General features: G+C 34.5%; 22 protein-coding genes. 21 read left to right on the top strand and 1 reads right to left on the bottom strand.

Annotated features, from left to right (window positions below; translation table 11 throughout):
* Positions 1-66: 66 nt before the first annotated feature.
* From ACVPPR_RS08025 to deoC, 14 genes are all read left to right on the top strand, one after another.
* Positions 67-558, top strand: coding sequence for a GNAT family N-acetyltransferase (locus tag ACVPPR_RS08025; protein ID WP_462304124.1), 492 nt, complete (start codon positions 67-69; stop codon positions 556-558).
* Positions 559-670: 112 nt separating this feature from the next.
* Positions 671-1516, top strand: coding sequence for an energy-coupling factor ABC transporter ATP-binding protein (locus ACVPPR_RS08020; RefSeq protein ID WP_462304123.1), 846 nt, complete (start codon positions 671-673; stop codon positions 1514-1516).
* On the top strand, positions 1492-2373 hold the full coding sequence (locus ACVPPR_RS08015) for an energy-coupling factor ABC transporter ATP-binding protein (RefSeq protein WP_462304122.1): 882 nt from the start codon (positions 1492-1494) through the stop codon (positions 2371-2373). Before ACVPPR_RS08020 ends, ACVPPR_RS08015 begins: the two co-directional genes overlap by 25 nt.
* Positions 2357-3160 (top strand): energy-coupling factor transporter transmembrane component T family protein, encoded by an 804-nt coding sequence (locus tag ACVPPR_RS08010; protein WP_462304121.1) that lies wholly within the window; start codon positions 2357-2359, stop codon positions 3158-3160. Before ACVPPR_RS08015 ends, ACVPPR_RS08010 begins: the two co-directional genes overlap by 17 nt.
* 12 nt (positions 3161-3172) lie before the next feature.
* Positions 3173-3937: a tRNA pseudouridine(38-40) synthase TruA gene (gene truA / locus ACVPPR_RS08005; RefSeq protein ID WP_462298802.1), complete on the top strand. Its 765-nt coding sequence runs from the start codon at positions 3173-3175 to the stop codon at positions 3935-3937.
* A gap of 202 nt (positions 3938-4139) precedes the next feature.
* Positions 4140-4583 (top strand): 50S ribosomal protein L13, encoded by a 444-nt coding sequence (rplM, locus tag ACVPPR_RS08000; protein ID WP_462298844.1) that lies wholly within the window; start codon positions 4140-4142, stop codon positions 4581-4583.
* Between the two features lie 13 nt (positions 4584-4596).
* Positions 4597-4989 carry a 30S ribosomal protein S9 gene (gene rpsI / locus ACVPPR_RS07995; protein WP_462298801.1) on the top strand — a complete coding sequence of 131 codons (393 nt, stop codon included), beginning with the start codon at positions 4597-4599 and terminating at the stop codon, positions 4987-4989.
* A gap of 296 nt (positions 4990-5285) precedes the next feature.
* Positions 5286-7385, top strand: coding sequence for a BglG family transcription antiterminator (locus tag ACVPPR_RS07990; protein WP_462304120.1), 2100 nt, complete (start codon positions 5286-5288; stop codon positions 7383-7385).
* A gap of 2 nt (positions 7386-7387) precedes the next feature.
* A complete protein-coding gene (locus ACVPPR_RS07985) occupies positions 7388-7690 on the top strand; it encodes a PTS sugar transporter subunit IIB (RefSeq protein ID WP_462304119.1) in 303 nt (100 codons plus the stop codon).
* A 31-nt stretch (positions 7691-7721) separates the two neighbouring features.
* Positions 7722-9005, top strand: coding sequence for a PTS sugar transporter subunit IIC (locus ACVPPR_RS07980; protein WP_462304118.1), 1284 nt, complete (start codon positions 7722-7724; stop codon positions 9003-9005).
* 24 nt (positions 9006-9029) lie between these two features.
* The gene (locus ACVPPR_RS07975; protein ID WP_462304117.1) at positions 9030-9422 is read left to right on the top strand and encodes a hypothetical protein; all 393 of its coding nucleotides are present in this window, start codon (positions 9030-9032) and stop codon (positions 9420-9422) included.
* 25 nt (positions 9423-9447) lie between these two features.
* Positions 9448-10314, top strand: a complete 867-nt coding sequence (locus tag ACVPPR_RS07970) for a class II fructose-bisphosphate aldolase (RefSeq protein WP_462304116.1) — start codon at positions 9448-9450, stop codon at positions 10312-10314.
* Positions 10315-10326: 12 nt separating this feature from the next.
* On the top strand, positions 10327-10941 hold the full coding sequence (locus tag ACVPPR_RS07965; RefSeq protein WP_462304115.1) for a P-loop nucleotide/nucleoside kinase family protein: 615 nt from the start codon (positions 10327-10329) through the stop codon (positions 10939-10941).
* A 22-nt stretch (positions 10942-10963) separates the two neighbouring features.
* Positions 10964-11611, top strand: a complete 648-nt coding sequence (deoC, locus tag ACVPPR_RS07960; RefSeq protein ID WP_462304114.1) for a deoxyribose-phosphate aldolase — start codon at positions 10964-10966, stop codon at positions 11609-11611.
* Positions 11612-11824: 213 nt separating this feature from the next.
* Here deoC and ACVPPR_RS07955 read toward each other — a convergent pair whose 3' ends face one another.
* Positions 11825-12136, bottom strand: coding sequence for a helix-turn-helix domain-containing protein (locus ACVPPR_RS07955; RefSeq protein ID WP_462304113.1), 312 nt, complete (start codon positions 12134-12136; stop codon positions 11825-11827).
* 256 nt (positions 12137-12392) lie between these two features.
* Between ACVPPR_RS07955 and ACVPPR_RS07950 the strand changes: the two genes are divergently transcribed.
* The 7 genes from ACVPPR_RS07950 (at position 12393) to abc-f (ending at position 21546) form a co-directional block, all read left to right on the top strand.
* A complete protein-coding gene (locus ACVPPR_RS07950) occupies positions 12393-12935 on the top strand; it encodes a hypothetical protein (RefSeq protein ID WP_462304112.1) in 543 nt (180 codons plus the stop codon).
* 52 nt (positions 12936-12987) lie between these two features.
* Positions 12988-13323, top strand: a complete 336-nt coding sequence (locus ACVPPR_RS07945; protein WP_462304111.1) for a hypothetical protein — start codon at positions 12988-12990, stop codon at positions 13321-13323.
* A 97-nt stretch (positions 13324-13420) separates the two neighbouring features.
* The gene (locus ACVPPR_RS07940) at positions 13421-14914 is read left to right on the top strand and encodes a DUF6287 domain-containing protein (protein WP_462304110.1); all 1494 of its coding nucleotides are present in this window, start codon (positions 13421-13423) and stop codon (positions 14912-14914) included.
* Positions 14915-15049: 135 nt separating this feature from the next.
* Positions 15050-16927: a glycoside hydrolase family 2 TIM barrel-domain containing protein gene (locus tag ACVPPR_RS07935; protein WP_462304109.1), complete on the top strand. Its 1878-nt coding sequence runs from the start codon at positions 15050-15052 to the stop codon at positions 16925-16927.
* Positions 16911-17867 carry a beta-galactosidase small subunit gene (locus ACVPPR_RS07930; protein WP_462304108.1) on the top strand — a complete coding sequence of 319 codons (957 nt, stop codon included), beginning with the start codon at positions 16911-16913 and terminating at the stop codon, positions 17865-17867. Before ACVPPR_RS07935 ends, ACVPPR_RS07930 begins: the two co-directional genes overlap by 17 nt.
* A 119-nt stretch (positions 17868-17986) precedes the next feature.
* On the top strand, positions 17987-19723 hold the full coding sequence (locus tag ACVPPR_RS07925; RefSeq protein WP_462304107.1) for a DUF2075 domain-containing protein: 1737 nt from the start codon (positions 17987-17989) through the stop codon (positions 19721-19723).
* A gap of 302 nt (positions 19724-20025) precedes the next feature.
* Complete coding sequence (gene abc-f / locus ACVPPR_RS07920) at positions 20026-21546, top strand: ribosomal protection-like ABC-F family protein (protein ID WP_462304106.1); 1521 nt, start codon at positions 20026-20028, stop codon at positions 21544-21546.
* Positions 21547-21673 lie beyond the last annotated feature (127 nt).

Genomic DNA, 21673 nt, shown 5'->3' with positions numbered 1-21673 from the left:
TTTTTTATGGATTGAAATCTAGTATGATAACTATTATTCTTAATTCATACTTAGGAGGAAATGGTTATGACTGGGGATACAATTAGAATTGTTCATTATGAGAGACAATATTTATCTGAAATCATCGCTTTATTTAATCAAACGATTCAAGATGTAAATCGACAATATTATTCTCAGTTAGAAATCAATGAATGGAAACAATCTCATCCTAATCTCGACGAGTGGCATAAGCGGTTGAAGCAGTCCTACACGTTAGTTGCCATCAAAGAGTCAAAAGTCGTTGGATTTGGCAACAGTGAAGTAACAGGGCACATTGATATGTTGTACGTTATGAGTCGAATGATTAAGCACCATATTGGTACGTTGTTATTAGAGGGATTAACCAGTTATCAAAGAAATGAGTTACAACTAGCTGAACAAACGGTGGATGCTTCAATTACCGCAGTCTCCTTTTTTGAAAAACAAGGATTTAAAAGTCAAAACAAACAGCATCATTATCGACATGAACAAGATTTAATTAATTATCACATGTCGAGATTAATTAGTCCTTTAAAATGAGAGCTATAGATAAAATAACCATGCTAATAAAAGTATAAACAGACTAAGATAATTTTTGCCTGTGATATAATTTAAACCGTAATCTATTTTGCGAAGTGTGAGGACAGAGATAATGACTGAAGTAATTAAAGTTGAGCATTTAAATTATCAATATGAAACACAAAAAGAGACGAATGAAATGGCCCTTAAAGATGTGTCCTTTACGATTAATAAAGGAGACTGGGTCGCTATCATTGGTCATAATGGTAGTGGAAAAAGTACGTTATCAAAAAATATCAATGGACTACTCGCACCGCAATCAGGTGAAATCACAGTTGCTGGACTTGTTTTATCAACAGAAACAGTTTGGGATATTCGTCGTAAAATTGGCATTGTTTTTCAAAATCCGGATAATCAATTCGTTGGGGCGACTGTCGAGGACGATGTTGCGTTCGGTTTAGAAAATAATGGGATTGAGCGTTCAGACATGCAGATCCGAGTCAAAGATGCCCTTGAACGTGTGGATATGTGGGAATTTGCCGCTAAAGAACCTGCGAGACTCTCTGGTGGACAGAAACAACGGGTCGCAATCGCTGGAATTGTCGCTCTAAGACCAGAAGTCATCATCTTGGATGAATCAACCAGTATGCTGGATCCAGAAGGCCGTGATGAAGTTTTGAGCCTAATTCACCAACTCAAAGATGAGCGGGGGTTAACTATCATTTCAATCACACATGATATTAATGAAGCAGCGAGTGCTGACAAAATCATGGTGATGGATGAAGGCCAGCTCGTAAAACAGGGGACTCCTGCCGAAATTTTCGCACTTGGCGAGCAATTAGTCGATATGGGCTTGGATGTTCCTTATCCAGAACGGTTAAAAGTCGCACTTAAAAAACGTCATTTTGAAGTTCCAGATGATTATATGACAGAGGAAGGTATGGTGGATTGGTTATGGCAATTAAATTCAACGAAGTAGCCTTCACCTATCAAAAAGGGACCCCTTTTGAAAGTCGAGCCTTGCATGACATTAATCTTGATATTAAAGAAGGATCGTTTACGGCAATTGTCGGGCATACCGGTTCTGGTAAGTCGACATTACTACAACATCTAAATGGGTTATTGAAGCCAACTGAAGGGGAAATTCAAATTGGCGAACAAGTGATTACGCCAGAAACATCTAACAAAGCATTGAATGATTTGCGTAAACAAGTTGGGATCGTTTTTCAATTTCCAGAAGCACAACTCTTTGAAGAAACGGTCATTAAAGATGTGGCATTCGCGCCTAAAAATTTTGGCAAAACGGAAGTAGAAGCGGAGGCAATCGCCGCAAAAATGTTAGCATTAGTTGGCTTGCCAGAAAGTATCTATCAACAGTCACCGTTTGACCTCTCAGGCGGACAAATGCGTCGGGTAGCGATAGCTGGAATTTTGGCTATGGAGCCTAAGATCCTTGTTTTGGACGAACCAACGGCAGGTTTGGATCCCAGAGGCCGTGTTGATATGATGGCGATGTTCGAAAAACTGCATCGTGAACAGAAACTCACTGTTATTTTAGTGACGCATCAAATGGATGATGTGGCGAATTATGCAGATCATGCGATTATTATGTCGAAAGGCACAATTATCAAATCAGGGACGCCGCAAGATGTTTTTGCGGATCCAGATTTCTTATTAAATAATCATTTAAATGTGCCAACAACAACGCTGTTTTCTAAAAAACTAATTCAAAAAGGGTTTAAATTTAGTCATATGCCTTTAACAGAAGCTGAATTAGCCGACGACCTTGTCTCATTACTGAATCAGCAGAATGGAGGCCATGACGCTAATGAATAAATTGATTTTTGGACGTTACATAGCGGGTGATTCACTTGTTCATCGATTGGATCCTCGAGCTAAATTAGTCTTAAGTTTTTATTTTGTCGGGATTATTTTTATGGCGAATAATTGGCAAAGTTTCTCGATGCTTTTGGCCTTTATACTTGGCTGTATCATGGCCTCAAAAATTAACATGAGTTTCTTTTTGAAGGGTGTTCGCCCGCTCATTTGGTTGATTATTTTTACCGTTGCTTTGCAGATGTTATTCTCAAGTGGTGGACAAATGTATTGGCATTGGGGGATTTTTAAAATTTCAGAGTTTGGTGTCACAAATGGGTTATATATTTTTTGTCGCTTTATTTTAATCATTTTCATGTCAACGTTATTGACTTTATCAACGGCACCCCTTCAATTAGCGGATGCGATTGAATCGCTGTTGAAGCCACTCAAAGTCATTAAATTTCCAGTCTATGAAATTGCCTTAATGTTATCAATTGCCTTACGATTTGTCCCCACATTGATGGATGAAACGGAAAAAATTATGAATGCGCAACGTGCTCGAGGGGTGAACTTTGGACAAGGTTCATTAATCAAACAAATGCAGTCAATTATTCCATTATTAATTCCATTATTTGTCAGTTCGTTCAATCGTGCCGAAGATTTAGCAATAGCTATGGAATCGCGTGGTTATCAAGGTGGTGAAGGTCGAACGAAGTACCGTATTCTCAAATGGCGGACGACTGATACCATGGCATTTGTCTTATTTGCTATCGTCACCGTCGCATTAGTCTACCTCAAAAATTAAGGATGAATAAATATGTCAGTACGTTATAAAATTACCGTCGCTTATGATGGCGCAGCTTTTGCCGGGTTTCAACGTCAACCGAACCAACGGACCGTTGAAGCTGTATTGGAAAAAGCAGTCACCATTATGAGTAAGTCAGAGGTTCCCGTTAGAATCTATGGGTCAGGCCGGACGGATGCCGGAGTTCATGCGTTAGGACAAGTTTTTCATTTTGACTTCATGCATGAAATTCCAGAAACTAGTATGGTACGAGCGTTGAATAGCTTATTGCCGCTAGATGTTCAGGTAAAAAAAGCAGAGCTAGTTAGTGATGATTTTCATTCACGTTTTAGTACACATGGAAAACGATATATGTATCGTGTGTCACAAGGTGAGTTCACTGATCCTTTTAAACGTTTCTATACAGGACATTATAAATATAAAATTGATCTTGCCAAAATTGAAGAAGCGTTGCCAGATTTAGTTGGTGAACATGATTTTTCTAGTTTTGTGGCGGCTGGTAGCCAGGTGACCAATCATGTTCGGACCATTTATGAGGCAACCGTGAGAGAAGATAAAGAAAATCATGAAATTATTTTTGAATTTTATGGTAATGGTTTTCTTTACAATATGGTGCGGATTTTAGTCGCAACACTCCTAGAAATAGGGAACGGTCGGCGTCCGGTCCATGATATTTTACGATTGTATGACGTTAAGGATCGACAACAAGCTCGAGAAACGGCTCCAGCCAGTGGATTATATTTAAAAAAGGTTTATTATCCGGACGAATTAGGGTAAACTAGTAGTTATTGACAATATGAATACTAAGGCAATTTTAAATCTGAAAAGGTGTTATTTATTTGTGGGATGTCCATAAATTAGATTGACAAATTGACTTTTAATAGTTAATATTATAAATGGTATTGTTTGCCCCACTGATAGGCCCCGGAAACTTATTTGAGTGTCAAACAAACAACATGAAAAAACGGAGGAAACAATCGTGCGTACAACTTATTTAGCAAAAAAAGGCGAAATAGAACGTAAATGGTATGTTATTGATGCAACTGATATTTCTTTAGGTCGCTTATCAACTGTCGTTGCTTCTATCTTACGCGGTAAAAACAAACCAACATTCACACCTAATGTGGATACTGGTGATAACGTTATTGTTATCAATGCAGAAAAGGTTGGTTTAACTGGTCGTAAAGCGGACAGAAAATTATACCAACATCATACAGATCATCCAGGTGGTTTAAAGACTCGTACTGCTGGTGATTTCCGTGCCAACGATCCTGAAAAATTAATTGCTTTCTCTGTTAAAGGTATGCTTCCAAAAGGTACTCTTGGTAAAGAACAAGCATTGAAATTACATGTATATCGTGGTGCAGAACATGATCAACAAGCACAACAACCAGAAACTTTAGATATTACAAACTTAATTTAAGGAGGCAATTGAAATGGCTCAAGTCGTATATTCAGGAACAGGTCGTCGTAAAAACTCAGTAGCTCGTGTACGTTTAGTACCAGGTACTGGTAAAATTACTATTAACAACAAAGCAATTGAAGATTACATTCCATTTGCTAACTTACGTGAAGTTGTCTTACAACCATTTAACGCTACAGAAACATTAGGTAGTTATGATGTTTTAGTTAACGCTAATGGTGGTGGCTTCTCAGGTCAAGCTGGCGCAGTTCGCCATGGTATTGCTCGCGCATTACTTACAGTAGATCCAGATTTCCGTCCCGCTCTTAAATCTGCAGGATTACTTACACGTGATCCTCGTATGAAAGAACGTAAGAAACCAGGTCTTAAGAAAGCTCGTAAAGCAAGCCAATTCTCAAAACGTTAATATATTCGTATATCAAATTTTGGAACACTTCACAATGTATATTGTGGGGTGTTTTTTTTTGCAGATATTTAATGTGAATGAAAGATCTATTGTATTAACTTTTTAATTAAAGTAATTGAATATGATATCATGCAGTGTTGTTGAGTTGCTTTATCAATATTAGAAAATAATGGGGTATATTTAATTTCTTTAAAAAGGGTAAAGAAAGAAGCGTAGTCTTTTCTAAGAAATAGATAAAGAAGTTCTACTTTTAAAAATGTAAACGGTTACTTATTATATGAGTGTGGGGTGAGGAAATGCGTGAAAGATTAAACAGTATTCTAAATAGATTGATAAGTAGTAAATCCGAATCAATTAATGATTTGTCTATACAGTTTGAGGTTACACCTAGAACTATTCGTAATGAAATGCATGAAATTAACGATATGCTGGCCAGCAATCAGTTTTCAACATTTCAAATTAGTAAAGGAATTATTTATAATCACTTATCAGAAAATCAACAAAAAAAGTTAACTCAGGAAGGCATGGCAGTCACAGAGGGTCAACGATATTTAACGCCACAGCAACGAATTTTATACTTATTAATTGAAATTTTAGCATCGAGAGACCCCATATTTATTATTGATATACAAGAACAGTTAGAAATCAGTAAAAGTACAATGGACGGCGATATGCGTGATGTAAGGATGCTGTTGCAGACTTATAATTTACGATTGGTTACAAATCTTAAAAGTGGTGCGAGCATAGTTGGTAATGAGCGTACCATTCGTATGATGTTTTGCGATTTAATTATACGACAAGTAGAGAGAGGCATTCTTTTTGAAGGTGAAGTGTTTGAACGTAATAATTTGGTGGACAAGTTAACGGCTACTTTTACGCGTAAGGATATGCAGTTTATTAATCAAGAAATAATGAGTCTTTTTGCCACAGGAAATTTAGCCAATAATATTAGTTATCGATATCAAGCAAGTATTTTAACATTAATTTGGGTAATTCGTATTCAAAATAAGCATGTTATTAGTGAGGATTTGAATTCAGAAAATGTTAAATTAAAAATGAAACAATCTCAATATATTAATGAACTGATTACTTACTTTAATTTAGAAATTGATTTGAATTCTGAAATCCGATATATGGCTTTTATAATTAGTAGTTTTGATAAAAATGAGGATATGGTACTTGACAATTGGATGAAAGCACAAGTAATAAGTGTTTCATTAATTGAATCAATGGAAGAAACTTTAGGATTACCTTTTTCAAAAAGTGAGAGTTTGTTTGAAGATGTCTACTATCATATTTCAAGTTTATTAGTTCGTTATGGGCAACATCTCAATGTTTTTAATCCATTAAAAACAATGATTAAGCAAAGTTATCCTGAAATTTATACGGCAGTTTGTGACTATACGCTATCTCTTAGGGACAGATATAATTTAAATTTATCTGATGATGAGAATGGATATTTAGCAATGTATTTTTCTGTAGCACAAGTTGAAATTAAAAAAAATCCCGATTTTAAATATCGAACTGCAGTTGTATGTAACTATGGTATGGCAACAGGAAAGTTATTAGCTGCGAAGTTGGAGGAAAGATTTGATATTGACGTTATTGCTGTTTTAAGTTCAGTAGATATTAATATTTTAAAAAAATTGCGAGTTGATTTAGTTTTTAAAACGGTTGATATTGATATTGAAGATATACCAAATATGAAAGTAAATCCAATTCCATCGGATAAGGAGTTAGAAAGTGTGACTCAGTTTTTATCAGATCATGCCGAATTATCAAGATACGAAGGAGCATCGATTGACCCAACCAAGTTATTTAACGGTATTTTAGCAGAACTTAAAGGAAACAATATAGATGTTAGTAAAGACTTAGTATTTCAGTTGCAAAGAGTTTTTTACACGCATCATTTAAACATTAACGAAAGAGAGGTACAACCGATGTTGAAAGATATTGTTAGCGATGATCAAATCCAACTGAATAAAGAAGTGCCAAATTGGCAGGAAGCAATTAAAGTTTCAGCTCAACCACTAATTGAGCAAAATTTTATTTCTGATAAGTATGTCGAAGCAATGATTAGTTCAGTTAAAGAATATGGTCCTTATATTGTAATTGGACCATCAATAGCTTTGGCACATGCACGACCTGAGGATGGTGCAAATAAACTCGGTGTTTCAATTACGACTTTGAAAAATCCTGTTAATTTTGGGAGTCCTGAAAACGATCCTGTTAGTATTGTTTTTTGCTTAGCTGCTATTGATAATTATTCGCACTTAAATGTGATGAAAGCAATAGTACAACTAATTAATGATCCTAAAAAGGTTGAAAAATTAAAAAAACAAACTAAATTAAAACAATTTAAAAAATTACTTTTTAATGAAAGAGAGGAAATTTAATAATGAGTAAAAAATTAAAAATATATTTCATTTGTGGAGCAGGATTAGGGAGTTCATTGGCCTGTCAAATGGTTGCCGAAGATGTACTTAATGAATTAAATTTGGATGAGTCGTTAGAGCATGAAGCAATTTCGTCAACTCCAGGTATTCGAACGGATATTATTGTATCAGCAGAAAATTTTAAAACACAATTTGAAAAATATGATTTGGATCCAGCAATTAAAATGGTTTATTTACATAATATTGTTGATGCCAAAGAAATTGAAATGAAATTAGTACCCGTAATTAATGAATTGTCTTATTAACTACGATTAAGAATAGAGGAGGTCATTTGGTATGAATGTAATCAATTTTATTATTAATAACATTTTGACTCAAGCAGCGATAACGATTGCTTTGATTGCAATGTTAGGGTTGCTGTTGCAACGAAAATCTGTTGGTTCTGTATTGACAGGGACGTTTAAGACTTTGTTAGGATTTCAAGTATTATCTGCAGGGTCTGCCATTATTGTTGGAAGTCTGACTTATTTTGGCAAAAATTTTCAACATGCTTTTCATCTTAATGGTGTAGTTCCTAGTATTGAAGCACTTAATGGGCAAGCAATGAATACGCTTGGCTTGGGAAATGAAATTGCTTTTACATTTTTAGGAATCTTCATTGTCAATATTTTAATTGCACGCTTTTCGCCTTTTAAATATATTTTCTTAACAGGACAAGCGTTACTATGGATGGCAACAATGAATGTTGTCGGTGGTAAAATTGCAGGATTAAACAGTGTTTGGACAGTTGTTTTAGGAAGTATTATTGGTGGGACTTTTGCAGTTGCGATGCCAGCAGTTGCCCAACCATTTGTTCGTAAAATTACTGGCAATGATTCAATTGCACTTGGTCATTTTTGTACGATTGGTTATTTGGTTGAGGCAGGGACAGCATATGTCTTTGGTGAACGTGGTGAAAACAAACATTCAGTAGAGGATATGAAATTACCTAAATCAATGGAATTTTTACAAGATACGTACTTATCGATTGCAGTGATTATGGTGCCACTCTATATGATTACGGCTGCTTTTGCGGGACCTAAGTGGGCAGGAACAGAAAATATGAACTACATTATGAATGCCTTTATGCAAGGAATTCAGTTTGTTGTTGGTGTATTCGTTTTACTAGCAGGTGTCCGGTTATTGTTAGGAGAAATTGTTCCAGCTTTTCGTGGGATAGCAATGAAACTAGTTCCTAACGCGAAACCAGCACTTGATTGCCCAGTACTTTTCCCGTATGCACCTAATTCAGTTATTCTTGGATTTATTACAACGACGATTGGTACGGTTATTGGGATGTTCTTAATGCCAGTGTTTGGATTAGCAGTTATTTTACCAGGAATGTTAACTAATTTTTTTGCAGGTGGTACAGCTGGAATTTTCGGAAATGTTGTTGGTGGACGTCGAGGGGCTATCATTGGTGGTGTTGTTCATGGACTATTTATAACCTTATTACCAGCGTTACTTGTGACTGCGCTAACTACATTAGGATTCGTAAATGCTTCGGCAACTGATTCAGATACGATTACTTCTGCACTAATGTATGTTTGGATTTTAGGACCAATTCTCAAAGCAGTTTAATTAACTAATGAGAGGTGATTAATAATGTTTGGAAATTTATTTAAAGAAAAAAAGCATACTGAGCAATCTATCGCGTTAGAACTGAGTCTAGAAGATAAAGTAGCATTACAACAAGAAAATGAAAAAATAAATGCAGCAATATTATCTGGAAAAAATCAGGCGACAATTGAGCATTATAATCAACTGGGAGAAAATCAAATTAAGTTAGGTGAAATTGATGACGCAATAAATTCTTTTGAACAGAGTTTAAAAATAAAGGAAAGTTTTGGTGTTGCGTATAATAACTTACTTAATTTATATGAAGATAAGCGAAAAGGTGCGGCCCAGAAAAAGGATAACGAGGCTATTCAAAAATGGATTACAAAAACGGATAGTTTACTTGCTTTGTCAAAAAGAGTTATGAAATCAAACTTTTAATTTAAGAAAAGGGGAATAATATATTATGTATAAAAATTTAAAAAACGTTTTAGCTGAGGCACAGAGAGTTAACTACACTGTTGGGGCATTTAATGCACATAATTTAGAAATGGTACCTGATATGATTCGAGCTGCAAAGGATGCAGGTTCACCAATCATCATTCAAACTAGTGTTTCAACTGCACAGTATGTAGGGATGGAGAATTTTGTTGCAGTTTGCAAATCAATGGCTAATAATCTTCTAGTTGATGTTGTTTTACATTTAGATCACGCTAAATCTTTTGACGATATTAAAGAGGCTATTGATGCAGGTTATTCTTCAGTTATGTTTGATGGTTCTGCTTTACCACTTAGAGAAAATATTGAAAAGGCTTTACGTGTTGTTGATTATGCTCATGCACGGGATGTTTCAGTTGAGTGTGAGATTGGAACAATAGGAGGTACAGAGGAGGGGATAACTGTGGCAGAAGGTGTCTATACTGATCCTAAACAAGCAGTGACCTTTTTGACGGAAGTTGATGTAGATGCTTTAGCAGTTGGTGTAGGAACTCATCATGGTCAATTTGAATCTAAAACAAAATTAAATTTCCCATTAATTGAAGAATTACATTCACTGATTGAAAAACCATTAGTTATTCACGGAGGAACTGGGGTAGATGAAGCTGATTATATCCGTTTGACAGAAAATGGTATTCGTAAATTTAACGTAGGAACAGAATTACTGGTAGGGTGGACACGTGCAGCAAAAGAACAATTTGAAGAAACTGAATTGAATAGTTCTTTACGTAATAATATTATGCCTTGTAATCAAGTTGTTTATAATATTGTTAATCATAAAGTTGGGCTCTTTTTAAATAAAAAGAATATTGAACTTGTTGGTATAAACCATTAAGGAGTGATTGGGATGTCTAATACAAATCATTTAATTTTATTAGCAGGAGCCCCAGGAACTGGTAAAACCTATACTGAGACGATTATTAAAAATTCGATTATAGGATTTACGACGATACCTTTAGATTTAATTAAAGAACATATTTACGATGAAGTTGGATTTGATAATTCTGCTGAAAAAAGAGAATTAGATGACATTGCATATTTACGATTCTATCAATCAATCGATTATTTAATGTGTAAAAATAAAGCAATCATCGCAGACTATCCTTTTAGTTATTTACAAAAAGATGAACTCAAAAAATTGAGTCAGCGTTATCAGTATAAAATAATAACAGTTAGACTTGAAGCAGACATTCGAACACTCTATGAACGTTCTGTTAAGCGAGATTTAGAGGGACCAAGGCATCTAGGATTAAAAATGAATCATTATCATTTAGGAAATTCAGTTGATGTGGATCAGGTTGATGGCTTATCGAGTTTCGAGGTGTTTAAAAATCGATCGAATGAACGTGGTTATCAAACTTTTTCTCTAGGAGAATTAATTACACTAGATGTTACTGATTATGACAAAATAGATTATGATTTATTTTTAAATCATTTACGGCATATGATGGGTAAAATTTAATAGATTGTAAAAGAGGTGCAAAATGGAAGTTGCAGAATATATTGACCATACTCTGTTAAAAGCTGATGCAAATCAAGATGGCGTAATGCAAGTAATTAGTGAGGCTAAAGATAATCATTTTGCTACAGTAATGGTTAATCCTTATTGGGTTTCTTATGCTGCTAGATTACTGAAGACGTCTGATGTAAGAATTGCGACTGTTATTGGGTTTCCTTTGGGGGCAAACAAGACAAAAGTTAAAGTTTTTGAAGCAGAATGCGCTATTAAAGATGGTGCACAGGAAATTGACATGGTACAGAATATTGGTGAATTAAAAGCAAAAAATTACGATATAGTAATTGCAGATATTAAGGCAGTTGTAGAAAAAGCACATGCTAACAAGGTATTAGTGAAGGTGATTATTGAGACTGCATTACTCAGTGATGAAGAAATTGTGATAGCTAGTAGGTTAGTAGCACAAGCAGGTGCTGATTTTGTAAAAACGTCCACTGGATTTTCAACACGTGGAGCAAGTATTCATGACATTAAAATGATGAATGAAACAATTGGAAATCAAATTAAAATTAAAGCATCAGGAGGTATTCATACATTAGAGGAAGCGAAAGTGATGATTATGGCAGGGGCTTCTAGAATTGGAACCAGTTCAGGAGTAACTATTAATGGGCAGTAGCTCCTTAATAAGCAATATCTAAACTGATAAATCAAATTAATAGCTTAGTTAAACGGTTTCACCTTAAATTTGGGTGAAATCGTTTTTTTATCGCTTTCATAACATAATTAGCTTTTATACTGGGGTATTAAGTTAGCTAAAAAAACTCCATAACTGTAAAAGGAAGAATATAGGTTTCCTTTTACAGTTATGGAGAGCTTATCTCACCTTTTTCTAGTGCTTATCAATAATTTCATTGGAACGCTCAATCAAAGAAACAAATTGCAATATACTTACCATCTGCTCGTCAGTTAATCCGCCCATTTTAAATGGTAAATCGTCAGATATTCCAAGTAAGTAGTCAGCTGATGTATCTAATATATCGCAAATTTTCACAAGGGTTTCAATTGATGGGTAAGATAATCCTTGTTCATATGCAGAGATGGTCCCTTTACTAACATTTAGGCGTATTGCTAAATCAAGTTGTGTAAGTCGTTTAGATTTACGTATTGCTTTTAATTTTTCTCCAAAAAAATCTATAGTCATTCGTTATCACCTCGATTAAGAGTATCAAAAATAAATGATATATTTGACTATACTAAATGCATGTAATGCTGGTATTTTTATTGATTTATGATATTATTAACAGTATAAAATATTAGTTTTATCAGTATTTTAGTAAAAGGGGGAGAGAGTGAATACTTTTTTGAGAGTTAATTTTTAAGATATTTATGAGCACTAAGCAAGAATATAATTGGAGGAACGGGATATTATGGACAGAACCGAGACATTAGACTATTTATTGGAAAAAAGAAGAGTACTGGCACCAGTTGCGGTAGCTTTAGAAAAGAGAGATACAGAGCTAGTTGAGTCAGAAAAAGCTAAATTAAGTTTAAGAAAAACAATAATTGGGTTGTGGATAGTATGTGGATTGATGATAATAACGGGCAACATAGCAGGGGGATTCTTTGTGGGAATAGTTGCAGTAGCTGTTATGGTATTTAAAAATAACTTTTGGGTAAAGCCTGCTATTGAAGAATTAGAAACAGCAAATAAAAAACTAAGTCAAGAGAGAAATAATGAAGACTATATTAATGGAAAGGATGGGTTTCCAGAAAAATTTTATACATATACAGATGCGTTTCGACTATGGAAATTAATTAATGAAGGTCGGGCAGAATCACTAAAGGAGTCATATAATTTATTGGAAACACAGCATTTTCATGAAGATCAACTATCAATTCAAGAAGAAATGAGATCTTTACAAGAAGATACCGCTGCTTCTGCAAAAATGGCTGCAATAGCATCTACGGTATCAGCAGTTAATACAACATTTAAAAAATAAATATTTATTTTTTAAATGTTAGAAAAAGAAAAATTGGATCATAGGGAGAAAAATGAAAAAGAAAATAATTATGGCATTTATGGTTTTATTAGGAATGGTTACTCTTTCGGCATGCGGATTTAATCAGTTGAATGGGGATTATACAGCAAAAATAAATTATGTATTTTCTCAAGAAGATGATACATTTACTTTTGAGGATGATAATGTCAAAGAAGTAATAAATGGGAAGGTAGAAAATAGAGGAACATATAAAATTTCGGATAATGAAATTGAAATGGACATGGGAACACGGGAGTTAATGGCAAAAATATCAGATGATAAAAATTCTTTTGTTATTATTAATTCTGATTCTTATGGAAATTCAAAATTTACTAAAGAAGAAAAATAAATTATATTACTAGACCGAATGTCAATAGTCAAAGGACGTTTGGTTTTTTAGTGTAATTTTATTATGATAAAAATAAATTAATTTAGGGGTAATATAATTGAAAAATAAAAAGATTATATGGTTGATAGCAATCATAGTGATAGTTGTTTTAGGTGGATCATATTACTTATATAATAAGCAAAAAGGGAATGACTTAGAACTAACCAAACAATTAAAAGGAATAGATAAAAAGAAAATTGCTTTTAATAAAGAAAAAAATGAGAGTAAACAATTCAAAGATTTAGAAAAACTTATCAAAGAGGCAGATGAATATAAAGCAGGAACAAAAAAGAATAAAAAAGTAATAAAACGGTATGATGATTCTATCTATCAAGCTAGAAAATTGTTGATAGATAAAAATGAAAAAAGTTTTGAAGATAGTAAGATAACAAATATTGCTGAAGCAACAACTAGAGATATTACGATAAAGGAGAACGCATTAAAGGTACTTTCTAAAAGAGTCGAAATACAAGATTTGACTGTTTATAATAAAAAAACGCTTAAAAAAGTTAAATCAAAGATTAGTCAGTTAAAGAAAACATATGATAAAAAAGTTAATACGTTAAATCAGTCAAAAGAACAAGTAAAAGAACAAGAATCTGTAAAACCCAAGGCTACCAGTCCATCGATGAATTTATCACAGATTCAGCAAGGAGATTATACGAGTTTATTGGGTAATTGGGAAGAAGTAGCAATATCTACTAACCATCAGAATGGAGAAGGGTCTACTTGGTCTGCCGGAGTGGGTGAAAAACTTTCAGTTAAAGCTAGCGAAATTATTGATGGGTCGGTAATGAAATTACAGGGAAATACATTAATAGATAATAATAGTAACGTAGCTTTGAAATTTAAAGAACAAAACGGCTATTTAACAGCAGATTCCGATGATCAAATGGCTACAATATTATGGAATGTTTCTTTTTATCCTAAAGGTGTAGCAATGGCTAATACTGGAGATAGTGCCCCTACTTCTATTGATAATTCAAAGGATCGAGTTGTTATCTGGACAAGTAACAATAGTTACCAACAGGTTTTTGAAAAAAATAAAGAGAGCGCTACTACTACTAAAACAAGTATGAAGACTAGTTCTACAGATACAGCCAAAATGGATACTAATAAAATTGAAGCCGGTAATTATTCAAGTATCAAGGGAACCTGGAAAAATAAACGTGGTCATACAATTAATGTGACCGATAATGTTATGAAATTTACAGATATTACTGGTTTTAATCAAGCCGGAAATATAAAACATTTAACAGTAAATATTCCTGAGTATAATTTAGCAAACGGGAAACCAGAATTAGCAGGGCTCTACAAAAGTGGTGATGAAACAAAATACAAAAAAGAATTGAAAGCAACTATGACGGATGAAGTGTTACAGTTAAAAGGAGTAGTTGATCGATCGGGTTTAAATATTTTATTTTTACCATCAGGAAAAATGGGCGACTTATTAGCAGGAAGTATTGATAAAGATAAAATTGTAGCAGTTTCATCACAAGAGGTATTATCTGCACGAGTCGCTGAGTCAGATGTTTATTATAAAGTTAATTAAAATTTAGTTACTTTAATAATCTTTAATTTTTAGTCGATACAACTATGTGTCGGCTTTTTTGTGCTTTGACATTAAGAGTTTAAGTGATTATACTTTTCAATGAAAGCGTTTTAAAATGAATTTGGAGGCTATATAATGATACCAAAAATTGAATGGCTAGATACACCAACGGTTTTTCGAGTTGGTCAGTTACCAGCACATAGTGATCATCGATACTACGCAAATGAATCAGAATTAGCACTTCAAAACAGTTCTTTTGAACAATCTTTGAATGGGACGTGGCAATTCAGCTATAGTCCCAATGCAGCGAGTCGTCTGAAAACGTTTTATCAAACGGATTTTGATGCGAGTCAATTTGATTCAATCAAGGTGCCACAACATATTGAATTGGCAGGTTATGATCAACTGCATTATATTAATACGATGTATCCGTGGGAAGGGCATGAATACCGACGTCCTGCGTTTTCAGAGTTTAATCAGGATCATTATACCGGAATGTTTAGTGAAGCTGCGTATAATCCAGTGGGGTCTTATTTGAAACATTTTGATTTAGCATCAGCACTTCAAAATCAACGCGTTATCTTACGTTTTTCAGGAGTCGAACAGGCAATGTATGTCTGGTTAAACGGTCATTTTTTAGGTTATGCAGAAGATAGTTTCACGCCATCAGAATTCGATTTAACCCCTTATTTAAAAGTAAAAGATAACTGTTTGGCGGTTGAAGTTCATAAACGAAGTTCTGCAGCTTTCATTGAAGACCAAGATTTCTTCCGTTTCTTCGGGATTTTTCGTGATGTCACCTTATTAGCGCAACCAGTGACTCACTTAGATGATTTATGGGTCATTCCTGATTATGATGTTGAACATCAAACTGGGGAATTAGCGTTACAACTTCACTTTAATGGACCGAAACAACGGGTAAAGGTGACTTTTAAAGACCATGAAACAATTTTATTTAGTGATGAATTGGTGAGTGATTCAACTGTTAAACACCATTATGATTTAGACAAAATCGTGACGGCTTGGCAGAATGAACGGCCTTACTTATACACTTTACAATTAGAAGTTTTAACGTCTGATGGACAATTAATCGAAATCGTTCAGCAACCCGTTGGTTTCCGTAAAATTGAGATTAAGAACCGCGTGATGTTATTAAATGGTGAACGTTTGATTATTAATGGTGTTAATCGACACGAATGGAATCCCGAAATGGGACGGACGATTTCAGATGCTGATGAAGCATGGGATGTGGCCTGCATGCAACGCAATAATATCAATGCAGTCCGGACATCGCATTATCCAGATCGGTTATCTTTTTATAATCGTTGTGATGAAGCTGGTATTTATATGATGGCTGAAACAAACTTAGAATCACACGGATCTTGGCAGAAGATGGGAGCAATCGAACCGTCTTGGAATGTACCAGGATCAGTTGATGAGTGGGAGCCAGCAGTTTTAGACCGTGCTAAAAGTAATTTTGAACTCTTTAAAAATCATCCCTCAGTTCTATTTTGGTCATTGGGTAACGAATCATATGCTGGGGATGTCTTGGCGAAGATGAATGACTATTATAAACAACGAGATTCAATCCGTTTAGTTCACTATGAAGGTGTTTTCCGTGCGCCTGAATACAAGGATGTTATTTCGGATGTTGAAAGTCGGATGTATGCGAAGCCAACAGAAATTAAAGACTATTTAGATAATGACCCACAAAAACCGTTTATTTTATGTGAATATATGCATGATATGGGCAATTCACTAGGTGGGATGAAATCATATATAGATTTGTTGCAACAATATGAGTCTTATCAAGGTGGCTTTATCTGGGACTTTATTGATCAGGCTTTATTGGTTAAAGATTCTGTGACAGGTCAATCTGAATTGCGTTACGGTGGCGATTTTGATGACCGACCATCGGATTATGAATTTTCAGGTGACGGACTTGTTTTTGCAACACGAGATGAAAAGCCAGCCATGCAGGAGGTTAAATACTATTATGGAACAGACAAATAAACAGTTAGCTGTGATTTACGGGGATGTGACACTTGGCTTAAAGGGAGAGAACTTTCATTATATTTTCTCGTATCAAACGGGTGGTCCTGAATCATTTAGAATCCAAGGCAAAGAATGGCTTTACCGCTCACCCAAACCAACTTTTTGGCGAGCAACAACTGATAATGATCGTGGCAGTCAGTTTCCATTGGAATCAGGGATGTGGCTGGCGGCAGATCAATTTATTAAATGTGAATCGGTTACTGTGGCGATTAACAATCAGCCGATTAAGTTGCCGCTTGCCCCGGAAAATAATCGATATACTGATCACGAGGTTGCAGAAAAAGTCGCAGTGAGTTACACCTACAAGACAATTACTGTACCGCAGACTCAAGTGGTTGTGACGTATACAATTGAGCCATCTGGTAAAATGAATGTCGCAGTCGCCTACCAAAGACAAGCCGAGTTACCATCATTACCTGTTTTTGGCTTACGATTTATCATGCCAACACCAGCAACTCGTTTTACTTATCAGGGGCTGTCAGGTGAAACGTATCCAGATCGAATGGCGGGTGGTATTCCAGGCCAATATGAAGTCCAAGGGTTGCCTGTGACGCCGTATTTGGTGCCACAAGATTGTGGGATGCATATGCAAACGGATTGGGTGACAGTTTATCGACAGGCTGTATTAGATAATCGTGTTCAGCAGGTACCTGAAACTGGACTAAAATTTAGCGCGATTGATCAGCCAATTGCGTTTTCATGCTTGCCATACACGGCTGAGGAGTTGGAGAATGCGACCCATCATAGCGAATTACCAGCAGCACACCGAACAGTCCTATCGATTTTTGGTGCCGTTCGAGGTGTGGGTGGGATTGATAGTTGGGGTAGTGATGTTGAAGCTGATTATCAAATTGATGCTGCGAAGGATATTGCCTATCAGTTTGATATTGAATTTTAGTGAGTTATGTATAGTAATATTTTAAGACACCATCTATTTGAAGGTGTCTTTTTTTGTTTATATAATAACAATGGTATAATTTATTTAGAATATAAACTTATAAAGTGAGGCCGGTGTATATGGACAAAACGGAACCCATTATTGAAGAAATAGCATATGATAAATCTGATTTAAAAAAATTTAATGAAAATTTAAAAAAAGAAAATAATCTGAAAGAAAAGTATCTTTTGAAGTATCCAACGGTGTATATAATTAATAATCAAAAAAATGAAAAATATACCGTCTATGTTGGCGAAACAACTGATATTGTTAGACGGACTGAAGAGCATCTCCTAGAAAGTAGAGATGGAAATCAATGGAATGAATTTTTAAAATCTGATGAAGCTAAGATGTTTATAATTGGGCATGAGCATTTTAATAAATCATTAACACTTGATATAGAAAATAGATTAATGCAATATTTAGCTAGCGCAAATAGCATCACTAATGTATATAACAAACGAATAAATCAGCAAAATGAATACTATAAATCAGAAGAACTGGATTCCATTTTCTCGACAATATGGGAAAAACTTAAAACAAGAAATGATAAATTATTTCCAACGGAAAATTCAATACGTAATTCAGCAATCTTTAAGGCCTCTCCGTTTCATAAGTTAACGGAAGAACAATTAAGAATTAAAGATAATATCATGTTAAAGATTGTAGAGGCGATAACAAGAGATAAAAAAGGCCAACTAATTTTAGTGAGTGGGGAGGCCGGAGCTGGAAAAACAGTGTTAATGAGTAGTTTATTTTATGAACTAAATCAGACGGCAAAAGAAAAAAATCATGTTATTTTCAAAGAAGATAAAAATTTCTTATTAGTTAATCATGACCAGCAGTTAAAGGTATATAAACAAATCGCTGGAAAATTAAATATGGATGAAAAAAATTTGGTAAATAAACCTACTACATTTATAAATAATCATGATACGGATAATATAGCAGATGTCGTGATAGTTGATGAAGCGCATCTTTTATGGACTCAAGGAAAACAATCTTATCGAGGAAAAAATCAATTAAAAGACCTTTTAGATAGGGCTCGAGTAGTGGTGGCTGTTTTTGATGAAAATCAAATTCTATCAACGGAACAGTATTGGGAAAATGATGAACTCTATTCATTGAAAGAAAATGCTATTCATGAAAATAATTATATGTTTTTATATAATCAAATGCGGATAAATGCAGATCAAATAACAGTTGATTGGATTCGTAAGTTAGTTGATACGCAAAAAGTTAATCCGATTAAAAAAGATACCAAAGGATATGATTTAAAGATTTTTGATGATCCTCAAAAAATGTATGATGAGATAAAGGTGAAATCAAAAGATAACAGTATAGGAATTTCGAGAATGCTGGCTACTTTTGATTGGCCGTATATTAATAAGAAAAATAATCCAAATCATTATATGGTGACAATAGGTAAATTTTCACTTCCGTGGAATTTACAATTACCCGAGAGTAAAGAACAAAGAAAAACAAATAAATTACTATCTTGGGCAGAACAAGAACAGACAATTGGTGAGATAGGGTCGACGTTTACTATACAAGGTTTTGATTTGAATTATGCGGGAGTTATTATTGGTCCATCCGTTAAATATAGAAATGGTAAAATTATCTTTGATAAGGATGCGAGTGAAAATAAAAAAGTAACGAGAAGAAGAACGCTTAAAAGTGGAAAAAAAGAGTATTTTTCAGATGTTTTATTAAAGAATGAGCTAAATGTTCTTTTGACACGTGGCGTGAATGGACTCTATATCTATGCCGTAGATGATGAATTAAGGCAAGCGTTGATAGACGCACAAAGAGGATAGATAAGATTTCATGAAGTAAGATTTTTAGTAATCATTAGTAATATAATAAAAATTTGCCTTGAATCGACCACTATGATAATCTATAATCAATCAATAAACAGGGAGTGTGAAGAGCATTGAAAATTTCAAATCGTTAATCGAATAACTGTCGGCTACGCATGGCGAAGTGTGCCTATTTATGCATGTTGACTATTCAAACGGTTTGCAATTTCAATTCTTTTTCACATCTTAAAGAGTCATTTTTTTGATGCGTCATGATTGAAGAGCATATAACTGTATGCTCTTTTTTTTGTGGACTCAATTTGAATAGGTTAACGGTCGACCTCACAAGAAATGGGGTAATTACCATAGGAACAATACAAATTGAACAATTAAGTTTTCAATATGATGGACAAGTAACACCAATTTTTAAAAATGTTGATTTACAGTTAGATGCGAGCTGGAAGTTAGGTCTAATTGGTAGAAATGGTCGTGGAAAAACGACTTTATTTAAACTTTTACAGAATCAACTGCAGTATCAAGGTAGGATTAGGACTGACCTAGAATTTCAGTATTTTCCGCAATCTATCGCAAGACCTGAAGAAGCCGTTTGGTTGGTGATTAAAAGCATCACGGATTTAGAAGATTATGATCAATGGAAGTTTTTGATTGAAATGGATAAACTTGGGTTGCCCGAAAGTCTTCTGACAGACTCATTTAATCAATTAAGTCCAGGGCAACAAACCAAGCTATTATTAGCTAGTTTATTTGTTGGTGGAGGGAAATTTCAATTAATTGATGAACCGACCAATCATCTAGATGACACTGGGCGACAGGTGATTGCTGAGTATCTTAGGCATAAATCAAGATTTATTGTGATTAGTCATGATCGACATTTTTTAAATTCCGTGATTGACCATGTCATCTCTATCGACCGAGCTAAAATAAGTCAGTTTAAAGGGAATTATAAGACATGGGATGAAGAAAATACGTCGCGTAATAATTGGGAATTTAATGAAAAAGAGAAATTACAACGTGATATTAAACGTTTAGAAGGTGCCTCTCGGAAAAAAACAGGCTGGGCTAATCAGACGGAAGCCAAAGTATCTGGTGCGACTGACCGTGGCTTTATCAGTCACAAGTCTGCAAAATCAATGAAGCGGGCATTGAGTATCAAAAAACGCGCTAATAAAGCAGTCGATGAGAAAAAAACATTACTTAAAAATATTGATGTGGCGGAACCTTTAACGTTAAATTTTGAAAGAATAGTGTCAGAAAAGACGTTACTAGAAGTAATCAATTTTTCAGCCATGCGGAATCAAATGCGAGTTAACGAGCCAGTTAATTTTAAAGTAAAAACTGCAGATCGAGTGATTATTCAAGGTAAGAATGGGTCTGGTAAATCAAGTGCGATTGCCGCAATTTTAGATCATTTAGATTACCAAGGGCAATGTAGCTTGGCATCCCCTTTAAAAGTCAGTTGGTTACCACAGAATTTTGCAGGGTTAGCTGGTTCTTTACAAGCATTTGCGGCAGAGAAGGCTGTTTCTTATTCTTTGATGTTGGATATGTTAAGAAAATTAGGTTTTGAACGTGACGAGTTTGTGAAAGACATCAGTCAAATGAGTATGGGGCAAAAGCGGAAAGTAGCGCTAAGTCGTTCACTGGTTGAACCAGCAAATTTGTATATTTGGGATGAACCGTTGAATTATTTAGACGTCATTACACGCCAACAAATTCAAAATGTCATTATGACATTTCAACCGCCAATGCTAATGATTGATCACGATAAAGAATTTGTCGAAGCTGTTGGGACACAATTTATTGAGATTGAAGGTAGCTAATTAAGATGTGAAAGACATTGATATATAAAGGATATTGATATATGATTCTAATATATGTTAGCTTTATGAAGTATTTATTTGTATTAAAATAATAATCAGGAATTCATGTTGTTAAATTCCAAGGAGA

The sequence above is a fragment of the Dellaglioa sp. L3N genome (assembly GCF_054941095.1).
The sequence above is the reverse complement of the archived record's forward strand: the minus strand, read 5'-3'. Positions and strand labels throughout refer to the sequence as shown.

Coding starts and splice junctions, on each gene's coding strand:
- ACVPPR_RS08015 (WP_462304122.1), top strand. CDS start 1,492: ATGGCAATTAAATTCAACGAAGTAGCCTTCACCTATCAAAAAGGGACC.
- ACVPPR_RS07990 (WP_462304120.1), top strand. CDS start 5,286: ATGCGTGAAAGATTAAACAGTATTCTAAATAGATTGATAAGTAGTAAA.
- deoC (WP_462304114.1), top strand. CDS start 10,964: ATGGAAGTTGCAGAATATATTGACCATACTCTGTTAAAAGCTGATGCA.
- rpsI (WP_462298801.1), top strand. CDS start 4,597: ATGGCTCAAGTCGTATATTCAGGAACAGGTCGTCGTAAAAACTCAGTA.
- ACVPPR_RS07975 (WP_462304117.1), top strand. CDS start 9,030: ATGTTTGGAAATTTATTTAAAGAAAAAAAGCATACTGAGCAATCTATC.
- ACVPPR_RS07985 (WP_462304119.1), top strand. CDS start 7,388: ATGAGTAAAAAATTAAAAATATATTTCATTTGTGGAGCAGGATTAGGG.
- ACVPPR_RS07945 (WP_462304111.1), top strand. CDS start 12,988: ATGAAAAAGAAAATAATTATGGCATTTATGGTTTTATTAGGAATGGTT.
- ACVPPR_RS07965 (WP_462304115.1), top strand. CDS start 10,327: ATGTCTAATACAAATCATTTAATTTTATTAGCAGGAGCCCCAGGAACT.
- truA (WP_462298802.1), top strand. CDS start 3,173: ATGTCAGTACGTTATAAAATTACCGTCGCTTATGATGGCGCAGCTTTT.
- ACVPPR_RS07955 (WP_462304113.1), bottom strand. CDS start 12,136: ATGACTATAGATTTTTTTGGAGAAAAATTAAAAGCAATACGTAAATCT.
- ACVPPR_RS07935 (WP_462304109.1), top strand. CDS start 15,050: ATGATACCAAAAATTGAATGGCTAGATACACCAACGGTTTTTCGAGTT.
- ACVPPR_RS07925 (WP_462304107.1), top strand. CDS start 17,987: ATGGACAAAACGGAACCCATTATTGAAGAAATAGCATATGATAAATCT.
- ACVPPR_RS07970 (WP_462304116.1), top strand. CDS start 9,448: ATGTATAAAAATTTAAAAAACGTTTTAGCTGAGGCACAGAGAGTTAAC.
- ACVPPR_RS08025 (WP_462304124.1), top strand. CDS start 67: ATGACTGGGGATACAATTAGAATTGTTCATTATGAGAGACAATATTTA.
- ACVPPR_RS07930 (WP_462304108.1), top strand. CDS start 16,911: ATGGAACAGACAAATAAACAGTTAGCTGTGATTTACGGGGATGTGACA.
- ACVPPR_RS08010 (WP_462304121.1), top strand. CDS start 2,357: ATGACGCTAATGAATAAATTGATTTTTGGACGTTACATAGCGGGTGAT.
- ACVPPR_RS08020 (WP_462304123.1), top strand. CDS start 671: ATGACTGAAGTAATTAAAGTTGAGCATTTAAATTATCAATATGAAACA.
- ACVPPR_RS07980 (WP_462304118.1), top strand. CDS start 7,722: ATGAATGTAATCAATTTTATTATTAATAACATTTTGACTCAAGCAGCG.